6 protein-coding genes and 4 pseudogenes are annotated in these 9,326 nt (G+C 43.0%); 6 read left to right on the forward strand and 4 right to left on the reverse strand.

Annotated elements, in window-relative coordinates:
- The first annotated feature begins 75 nt into the window (after window positions 1–75).
- Entirely contained in the window at window positions 76–213 is a 138-nt protein-coding gene (locus TT11_RS16220) for a hypothetical protein (RefSeq protein WP_261871157.1), read from the forward strand.
- Entirely contained in the window at window positions 206–379 is a 174-nt protein-coding gene (locus TT11_RS16225) for a hypothetical protein (protein ID WP_261871158.1), read from the forward strand. Before TT11_RS16220 ends, TT11_RS16225 begins: the two co-directional genes overlap by 8 nt.
- Before the next feature lie 63 nt (window positions 380–442).
- Here TT11_RS16225 and TT11_RS16230 read toward each other — a convergent pair whose 3' ends face one another.
- Together TT11_RS16230 and TT11_RS16235 are read right to left on the reverse strand one after the other, a co-directional pair.
- Entirely contained in the window at window positions 443–838 is a 396-nt protein-coding gene (locus TT11_RS16230; protein ID WP_261871161.1) for a DUF2062 domain-containing protein, read from the reverse strand.
- Window positions 750–1,019 carry a DUF2062 domain-containing protein gene (locus TT11_RS16235; RefSeq protein ID WP_261871162.1) on the reverse strand — a complete coding sequence of 90 codons (270 nt, stop codon included), beginning with the start codon at window positions 1,017–1,019 and terminating at the stop codon, window positions 750–752. The genes TT11_RS16230 and TT11_RS16235 overlap by 89 nt, the downstream gene beginning before the upstream one ends.
- A gap of 245 nt (window positions 1,020–1,264) precedes the next feature.
- Here TT11_RS16235 and TT11_RS16240 point away from each other — a divergent pair, with 245 nt between their 5' ends.
- From TT11_RS16240 to TT11_RS16255, 4 genes and pseudogenes are all read left to right on the forward strand, one after another.
- Window positions 1,265–4,183 carry a ComEC/Rec2 family competence protein gene (locus TT11_RS16240; RefSeq protein WP_261871159.1) on the forward strand — a complete coding sequence of 973 codons (2,919 nt, stop codon included), beginning with the start codon at window positions 1,265–1,267 and terminating at the stop codon, window positions 4,181–4,183.
- A 280-nt stretch (window positions 4,184–4,463) separates the two neighbouring features.
- Window positions 4,464–5,517: pseudogene (gene sppA / locus TT11_RS16245) on the forward strand (signal peptide peptidase SppA).
- Between the two features lie 295 nt (window positions 5,518–5,812).
- Window positions 5,813–6,705 (forward strand): annotated as a pseudogene (locus tag TT11_RS16250) (alpha/beta fold hydrolase).
- A gap of 68 nt (window positions 6,706–6,773) precedes the next feature.
- Window positions 6,774–7,561, forward strand: a pseudogene (locus TT11_RS16255) (lysostaphin resistance A-like protein).
- 81 nt (window positions 7,562–7,642) lie between these two features.
- Here TT11_RS16255 and dusA read toward each other — a convergent pair.
- Window positions 7,643–8,626, reverse strand: coding sequence for a tRNA dihydrouridine(20/20a) synthase DusA (gene dusA, locus TT11_RS16260; RefSeq protein WP_261871160.1), 984 nt, complete (start codon window positions 8,624–8,626; stop codon window positions 7,643–7,645).
- Between the two features lie 131 nt (window positions 8,627–8,757).
- Window positions 8,758–9,326: pseudogene (locus TT11_RS16265) on the reverse strand (MFS transporter); the annotation flags it as partial.

Below are 9,326 nucleotides of genomic sequence, written 5' to 3' on the forward strand. Positions count from 1 at the left end.
TAAAATATATCATAGAAACTAGCGATTAAGCGGTTGTGAGCCAGCCGCCTTATCTATTTTATAAGGATGCGTAAAATGCGTGAAGATGATAATCCAATTGCGGCTTTTGGCAGTGCAGAAGAGGGTGATGAGCCATTAAAGCCTTACATCGATCCAACTTTGTTTGAAACGCTCGATAGACAGGCACAAACTGAGCTACTGACCTGTGTTTGATGCCATCACTTTGGCTGGGGTTGATTACGACCTAAAAGTTCAAGACAGCGCGACAGGTAAGCGTTATACGCTCTGTAAAAATGATGAAGTCATTGAGATTGTACCGATGGATAGCAATTTCACTGACAAAGTCTTAAATGCTATAGAGAACAGTAAAGAAGAATAAGCTTTGCTAGCTAAGCTTAGCTAGGGCGTAAGCGTTATAGCTATATAACAAAGATAAATTGCATTATAACTTGTCAGATTCGTCAGAAGGTTTTTGCTGACGTTTCTGCCAGCTCGCTACGGTCTTATAACGCCAAATGGCCTTAAATGCCAAACCGCAAATAAGACTGGTGACTACGGCCAAAATCGTTAATCCGATACAAAATGCAGCAAGTGATACTGTACCGCGATAAGTAATGAACGGATTGGCACCATTTGATAATGCCCATAAGCTAAAATCAGCAATCATTCTACCGATGAATCGCAAGCTAATCACAGGTGCATCAATGATTTTTGCGCCGATATAGTATCCAGCATAAAAGATGGGCAAGCTAGTGACTGGGTTGGTAATCCATGTCAAACCAAGCGCCATAGGGACATTGGCACGAAAAATAAGCGAGCCAATAAGTGCCAGTAACATCTGTCCTGGCAGCGGAAAAAAATGCACTTAGTACACCGATATAGACGGCCTTATTTAGGCTGTGTCGATTGAAATGCCATAACCTTGGATCAGCCAAGTGCGGTGCAAACAGCTTTAAAGTGCGACTTTCTAAGATTTTCTCTGGTGTAGGAAGTAGGTCTTTTAGACGTTTTTGGGGCACAGGATCGCCTTTAATCATTAACTACAGTCTACTCAATGGTATTGAGAAGCTGGTATAAAGTAATATATGGTGAGTAGGATAAAGGTTAGAACACACAGAATGGTGGTGTCAGATAGTTACCACCTAATACGTTGCCTCAGTATAGGGTAATATAAATATAAATGCTATTGCATCACGTGTCATTTGCTATAGTAAGTCACCATATTTGGCCGAATAATATTTAAGTCATCAAGCAAGGAGTGCTGGTGTACTGGTTGATTGGTAGCCTCATAATTATAGTCATGATGGGCGTATTGGCAGTCGCAGATAATGTGATATTGCCAACTGACTTATCCTTGCTAGATATGATTGATCCATCCAATCTGTCTTTGGCGCTGACTATATTTGCCACTTTTCTGCTGGCGTTGGCTCAATTCAACATACCCTCGATAGACAGCCACAGCGCTGATAACAATACCTTTAACAACGCATCTCTGTATACTAAACTTCCTTTCCGTATTATTAGATATTTAGTCTTAGCTTTGCTAACGGCTGCATTAGTGATAGGCAGCACACTGCAAGCTTTAGTTACTCATCAACAAGCAGAAACCACTGAAATAACTGCACCGATACGAGTACAAGCACTCGTGCGTATCGAAGGGTTGAGCGACAGTGTTTATGATGCTACTACAGACAGCGGGTATCGCCAAGTAGCGGTGATAACGAATATCGCTCCATTAGTCGCTGAGCTAACGCCCCAAGAGTTAGCAACTAAAACATCCGACTACTTAGATGTGAATAAAAATAGCCTAAGCAGAAATTACGATGTTAATTCCAATGAAGTTAGTATCGCAGTCAGCGAACACCGAATCTTACTTAACGCTTATCCAAGAAAGTCTGCGAATAAGAGCCAGTTTGCATCCTTAAATGAATTGCAGCCCGGTGATGAGATATTCATGATCCTAGCACTGGCGCCGTTGGCTACTTCTGAGCAAGCAGTCAATAACCCTACTGGTTTTGACAGTTATCGCTGGTTGCGAGGTCGGCATATTGATGGCGTTGCGAATATTTTGGCCATTAGTCCTACATTGGTAAACAGTAACGAAATCAGCAATAAAATCAGCGATGAAAAATATTCGAAGCAGTCGCTAGATTCTGACTCATATCTTCAGCGCTTTCGTACTCGTATTGATCAAGGGCGTTGGCGATTACGACAGCATTTCTATCAAGACTGGTCAGCGCAAACGACAGCAGAGCAACAAGCAAAAGCGGTGACATTAAGTCTGCTCACGGGTGATCGTAGCTTGATTAATCGTGAAACTAAGGATTTATATCAACTGGCGGGTATCTCACATCTGCTCGCTATTTCAGGCACGCACGTACTTTTTTTAGCTATTGTGCTAGCAGGTATAGTCGTACTGCTGTTTGATCGTAATTATTCAGCGATTTATCGTCGTATTCCGCGTTGGCAAGTGCGCTGGTGGGTAATGATTGGTGCCGCTTTTATTTATGCGCTATTTACTGGTTTTGACGTGCCTGCTGCTCGTACGGCTTGGATGTTATTAGCGATTGGATTCGTCAGATTGATATTGCTTCCTATCAGTACGATGCGCGTGCTATTGGCATTGGCTATATTGATGGCTTGGCGTGACCCTTACGTATTATGGCAGGCGGGGTATTGGCTGTCTTTTATCGCAGTGGCGTTATTACTCAAGTATGATGATACGTCGTATCAGCACCAGACTACTGCTGTAACGAATTTATACGATGATAAGCCACGTACTCATATCAATAACGCGCTATCTAACCGTGTTTGGCAAACGTTCAAGCAAGTGTTTAAATTACAGTTTTGGCTGTTTCTTACTTTATTACCCGTTACGTTGCTTTTATTTGGTAAGGCGTCGTTATGGGGACTTTTTATTAATTTATTTGCCATTGGGCTATTTGGTTGGGTAATTGTACCGCTCAATCTATTAGCAGGACTATGTTACCTTCTGGTGCCGAGTATTGCTGATATTCTTTGGGTAATTATTAGTACGATAGTTGGTCATCTACACGATTTAATGAGTTGGCTGACGTCATTGCCAGCGCTATCGGATGCGTGGCTCTATACACCAGTTAATATCGCGATACTATCGATGGCTTTGCTAAGCGCATTGCCTTGGCTGTTGCCACGAGGTTTACTCAGTCGTTGGTTGATGTTACCACCATTAACGTTGCTGATGATGACGGTGTATGCCAATCAGCAGTCACTGGTAACTGTACCGACCCTATATATTCTACCAACGGGTGATTCGTATATAACGGCAGCATTGCTGCAATATCCTATCGTCAATGAAAACAGTACCAATTGGTTGTTCTTAGCTGATCATAGACCAGCCTCTACACGAACGATGCCAAGCAGCCTGACAGCAGATAAATTATCTGAAAATTTAAAGCAGCAATTGGGCAGTTTATCTGTCGATAAGTTAGAGAGTATTGTCGTACAGAGTAGCAGGGACGGCCTGACTGATACGTTAATTCCTGACGATAAGAATATTGCTAATACTAAAAATTCTGAACTACTACCGATGACCGTTGCGCAATTAAATGACCGCTTAACCATTAGCCAATATTGGCAAGCAGGGCGCTCTGATCGTTGGTCTGCATTTCAGCAAGCCTATAAAATAATTAGGCAATCTGAAAATACGCCTACTATCAGTGCCCAACGTTGTGAGCAAGGCAAAACATGGCAGTCGGCTAACGATGAGTTGTCAGTACAGGCCATCACTGGTTGGACCAAGATAGGTGACACTAGCATTTGGGATTGTACGATTGCTCTTGATACTAATCTGCCTATACGCGTTCTGAGATACAATGCGGCAGACCCACTCAATTCGTTACCTGTCAATTCACCTGTCAGCCCTCAAGCACAAGTAGCATCTAACCAGTTAACTGGCAAACAGTCAGCGTCTTTCCAGTCGCGTTTGATTCTAGATATTGCTACTCATCAACGCGTTTGGCAACTGTGGTCATTACTATGTTCAGTTGAGTCGAATAATGAGAATATGCTATTCGAAAATATAAGATGGCTTGGTCATAGTGCTTCGCAGATTACAGCTGATGTTATAAGTCGTCAGAGATTCGATGAAGTTATAACCTATGATAATAAACCTTTAGACGCGGCACTATTGCTAAACAACTAAATCGCTAAATAACATTGATAGCTTTTCCAATGCCGAAACTACTAACCCTCAAAAATAAGGCTTATATTATCAGCGTTACAATATAGTGATATTTCACAGTTATACTATTGAACCATTATCGAAATACCACCATACTTAGCAGCCTATTAATACAGGTCACTGACTATTAACATAGGTCGCAGATATGGTGAGACAGTATCAGGTATACATCACCGCTTTAGCTGTATTTCTCGACAACCTCATTTTATTGTTTTAGATTGTTTCTAACTTAGGAAGTTATATGCCCAACTGGCCACCAGACCCTAACAAACGTCCTGATAACTCGGCAAATCAGCCAACGCAACTGCAGCAACCAAGCCCGCCAAGTGGACAAGAATGGAAGGTGCTGGAAAACACGTTATTAGCGAGTGTGGTTGAGCAGCGCCGCGCTCGTCGCTGGAGTATCTTTTTTTAAACTACTGACCTTTGGTTATATCTTATTGATATTTTTGACCCTTGGTCGTGGTTGCAGCAGTGCGCCAACAGGTATGGACGCAGTCGATACTAGCGATCCGCATTTGGCAGTGGTTGAGCTGCAAGGTGTTATCAGTAATGATGATGTGGCCAATGCGTATGATGTCAATGAAGCATTGAGAGACGCTTTTGCAAACAGTAACTCAAAAGCAGTAGCATTGGATATCAACTCACCTGGCGGTTCACCAGTACAGTCTGACGAGATTTGGCAGACCATGATGGACTTACGCCAAGAGTACCCAGACAAAAAGCTTTATGCGGTGATTGGTGATATCGGTGCGTCAGGTGCTTATTATATTGCGTCTGCCGCAGATGAGATTTATGTCAATCCATCAAGTTTGGTCGGCTCTATCGGTGTCATTATGCCAAGCTACAACGTTAAAGGCTTAATGGACAAAGTTGGTGTAGAAGATCGTACGATTACGGCTGGTGAGTATAAAGATATCTTAAGCTTATCTCGTCCGTTGACTGACTATGAAGAAAATCATGTCGAAAAAGTACTAGCAAACACGCACAAGCATTTCATCAATGCTGTCAAAGAAGGTCGCGGTGACCGTCTGAAAAATCCTGAGCAAAACAAACTGTTCTCAGGGTTATTCTGGACAGGTGAGCAGTCCATTGAGCTAGGCCTAGCAGACAAAACAGGTAGTATCACAAGTCTAAGTAAGCAACTTGACCTTGATACGATCATTAGCTATAGCCCGACCGATCCGTTCCAAATGTTTATGGACCGTTTTGCAGTGAAGTTAGGTGCAGGTATTGGCTCTAGCGTTAGTCTTGATGTATTGCCACAAGAAAGCAACACTGGGCAGATGCGTTAAGCGTTTTATGTTCTAGATATAATGTGTATGATTGTTAAGGCTGAGCATATAATTGTGCTCAGCCTTAATTGTATGCACTACCAAATAAAAACCTTGGTCTGAGTGATAGCCTGATTAAATTAGCTATACAACTGTAACCATCAAACACAGTCGTCAAACTTGCCATATAAACATGGTTGGTTTTGAAGGGATTAGTTTTGATGCTGTTGGTTTTGATGCTGTTGGTTTTGACAATAGTACAAGGTTCAATCATTAAAAATAATATATAACATAAACGTTCCCACGAGAGTCTGTCATGAGTGATGAAATAAATTTGCAGTCCTTTGCTAAACTGCCTGTCTCTAAAATAACCAATAAACCTGTGCTGCATTTTGCCCATGCTAATGGAATGCCAAGCGCGGTATATGAGCCATTTTTTTGAAGGTTTATCAGAATTTTTTACGATTGAGTATATTGCGATGTTGGGTGATACGCCCGATTACCCAGTAGATGATCATTGGCGTAGTCTGACGCAGCAAATCATTGATAGCGTAACAAGTGCTTGCGAAAAGCACAGCGTTGCACAAGTAGTAGGAGTGGGACATTCGCTTGGGGCCATGTGTACGTTACAGGCCACGTATCGTCAGCCTGAACTGTTTGCACAAGCGGTGCTTATGGATCCGCCTTGGATTTATGGCAAAGTCAGCTTGTTATGGCATTTGGCAAAGACAGCAGATAGATTACCGCTTATGAATAATCGTCTGATGGACAAACTGTCACCAGCTGGCGTATCTAAGCATCGCCGTGATGTGTGGGATAGCCGGGATGAAGCATATGAAAAAAATGCGACATAAAGGGTTTTTTAAGAATTTTGATGAGCGTAGCTTTCAAGGATATATCGATCATGGCTTGCATGAGCGCGCGGATGGCAAGGTGACATTGGCCATCCCTAAGGCCAGTGAAGTCGCTGTGTTCCGTACCAATCCTTCTTGGTATTGGCTGGCACCAAACCGTGGCCCTAAAGTGCCTGTGACTCTAATCATTGGTCAAGAAAGTATCTTTTTGAAACGTCGCTTTCCGCAGCAGATAAAATCGCGCTTGGGTATTCCTTATGAGACTCACGAAGGAGGGCATATGTTCCCACTTGAGCATCCAGAGTCTGTCTCAATGCAGGTGCTAGGATTGATCAAGCAGCAATTGTCCAAATAAACGCAACATACCATCAGTCATGCTTGTAATGGATATGAGCTGCCAGAGTATTTTTAAGTGATACCTTTATGCCAAAGAACCTAACTGCGCCATCTAGTAAGACTGTCTCACCTAAGTCTCTGCCGCTATTTTCGCGCGTGGCTACATTCGTGCTAACAGTAGCAATGGTGCTTGCGTTTTTATCAGTCAGTTGGTAGGTGTTTATGTCGCTGGCAAGCTTGTATTACCTGCCGATGAAAGGACATCGATAGGGCGGATATTCTATTTTGGTAGTAATGATGGAACAGTTGTGAGCCTGTCTATACTCATCGGCTGTGTATTGCTAGTGGCAATTAGCATGCTTATCATTCGTTTAAAAGGTGGCAGTCTGCGTCAATATCTAGCCTTAAAGCCGTTCTCACTGTCGGTGGGTATAGGCATGCTTGGGTTGCTACTGATATTTATGATTGCCAGTCAGGCGCTGACGTATGTACTCGATATGACGCCGTTGGTGTTTGTTGATCCACTCTATCAGTCTGTCATTTCGGTTTGGCTGTTGGTGTTTGCCATGGTGGTCGTCGCACCAATTTATGAAGAGGTTATCTTTCGGGGTATATTGTGGTCTGCCATCGCAGAACAGTTCACAGCTCCATCGTATTCAGCGAATCATGGGGCGATTGTCGCAAGCATTGTGACAAGTTTGATATTTGCTGTGATTCATGTGCAATATGGTATCTATGAGATTAGTACTATCGTAGTATTGGCATTGATATTTTGCTATGCACGTATCAAGTCAGGGTCGCTATTACTGCCAATCGTACTGCATATCGTTAATAATGGCGTAGCGATGTGGCAGTATATTGCGCAAGCGGCATAGATAAAATGCTGACCACCACGACGGCTGGCATGCGAATTCTATCGAGACAGTTAGATATAAAAATTTGGCTGGGCGATAAAATTATGCATTAGGATTTAACGATAACACTTCATCGGCTGCTCGTTTAACCTCGTCAAGCGTTAGCTGAGGTTTGCCGCTCAATGCTTGCCGCCATTTGCGTGCACCCATCAATCCTTGAAACAATCCTAGATAATGTCGTGTCATCGTAGGTAGTGCTTCGCCTTTGGCGATTTGTTCTTGTAGATAAGGGTAGAGCTGCTCTAAAATCTCTGAGCGCTTAGGTATCGCGTCGGGTGCTGCCTCGTTCCATAAGCTATTGGCCTCTGCTAATAGATACGGGTTGTGATAAAACGCCCGACCAATCATCACGCCATCGATATGCTGTAGGTGCGTTCGGATGTCCTCAATTGTATCGATGCCGCCATTGATTTCGATATCTAGCTCAGGAAAATCCTGCTTTAGACGGTACACATCATCGTAACGCAGCGGTGGTATCTCGCGGTTTTGCTTAGGGCTGAGCCCCTGCAACCATGCCGTACGCGCATGTACGATAAAGCGGGTACAACCAGCAGCCGCAACGGTCTGCACAAAGTCCACCATAAACTCATAACTATCAAAGTCATCGATGCCAATACGATGCTTGACCGTCACTGGAATATCGACTGCAGCTTGCATATGCTTGACCAAGTCAGCGACGGTCTGAGGTTCTGCCATCAGACAGGCACCTATCTTATTGTGCTGTACGCGATCTGAGGGGCAGCCAACATTGATATTGACCTCGTCATAGCCATATTGCTGAGCAAACTCTGCGCATTGTGTCATTTCACCGATGTCTGCACCGCCGAGCTGCAATACAAGCGGATGCTCAAGCGTATCAAAGCGCAAATGCCGTGCTCGATTGCCATGTATCAATGCGCCAGTACTGATCATCTCGGTATATAGATAGGTATGTGGATTAAATAGTCGTGCAAAATAACGATAATCTGTCGTAGTCCAGTCGATCATTGGCGCAACGGAGAGGCGTTTGTTGGTCATATCAACCATGGTGATTAAGCCTTAATATTTGTGTCTTAAATAAATGGAGAAGGTGCAATGGATGAGACAACCCATTGCACCTTATTTTCAAGATTTTCTAGAGCTTCAAGCGTCATGCGAAACAGTGATTGACCAATTACTTATAAAATAACATGGTCAATTTTTTTAAATTCAGGCAAATTATAAAAATACAGCCCCATGATAATACCGATAAAGCCAATAAAGGCAATGTATAGTGCTGGTGAAAAGCTTACTAAAGTTGTGGCATAACCAAGACCAAAAGGTATCAGTACACCAACGATACCGTAGGTCACATTATAACAAAAAGAGATACCCGTGAGACGCACGTTGGTTGGAAACAATTGCACCAAGATAGCAGGAACCATACCGACAATACCAGCACAGAATCCCAAAAGCGCGTACATAATTAAAATGTAATCGCCACCTGCTTGTAGATGATAAAAGAAGGCTAGTATTTGAGCAATGAGGAGTATCGAACCAATTACTAGAACCTTACCAAAATTCTCATGATTAGAAATTATCCCATAGAATATACAGCCAAAAATCATAAATACGATGCCCAAGCTATGGGAGAATCCAAACAAATCGCTGTCTAACGTAAAGTTTATCTCTATCAAGTCTGGCAATAGTAGAACAACCACAGAGGTAATGCTAGAAATCACTAACGTCAGCACCATGCCGACACACA

It is taken from the genome of Psychrobacter sp. JCM 18901 (assembly GCF_000586435.1).
GTDB lineage: Bacteria > Pseudomonadota > Gammaproteobacteria > Pseudomonadales > Moraxellaceae > Psychrobacter.

Bases quoted from the DNA above. Each gene is read 5' to 3' on its own strand.
- TT11_RS16220 (WP_261871157.1), top strand. From the start codon at position 76: ATGCGTGAAGATGATAATCCAATTGCGGCTTTTGGCAGTGCAGAAGAG.
- TT11_RS16230 (WP_261871161.1), bottom strand. From the start codon at position 838: ATGTTACTGGCACTTATTGGCTCGCTTATTTTTCGTGCCAATGTCCCT.
- dusA (WP_261871160.1), bottom strand. From the start codon at position 8,626: ATGGTTGATATGACCAACAAACGCCTCTCCGTTGCGCCAATGATCGAC.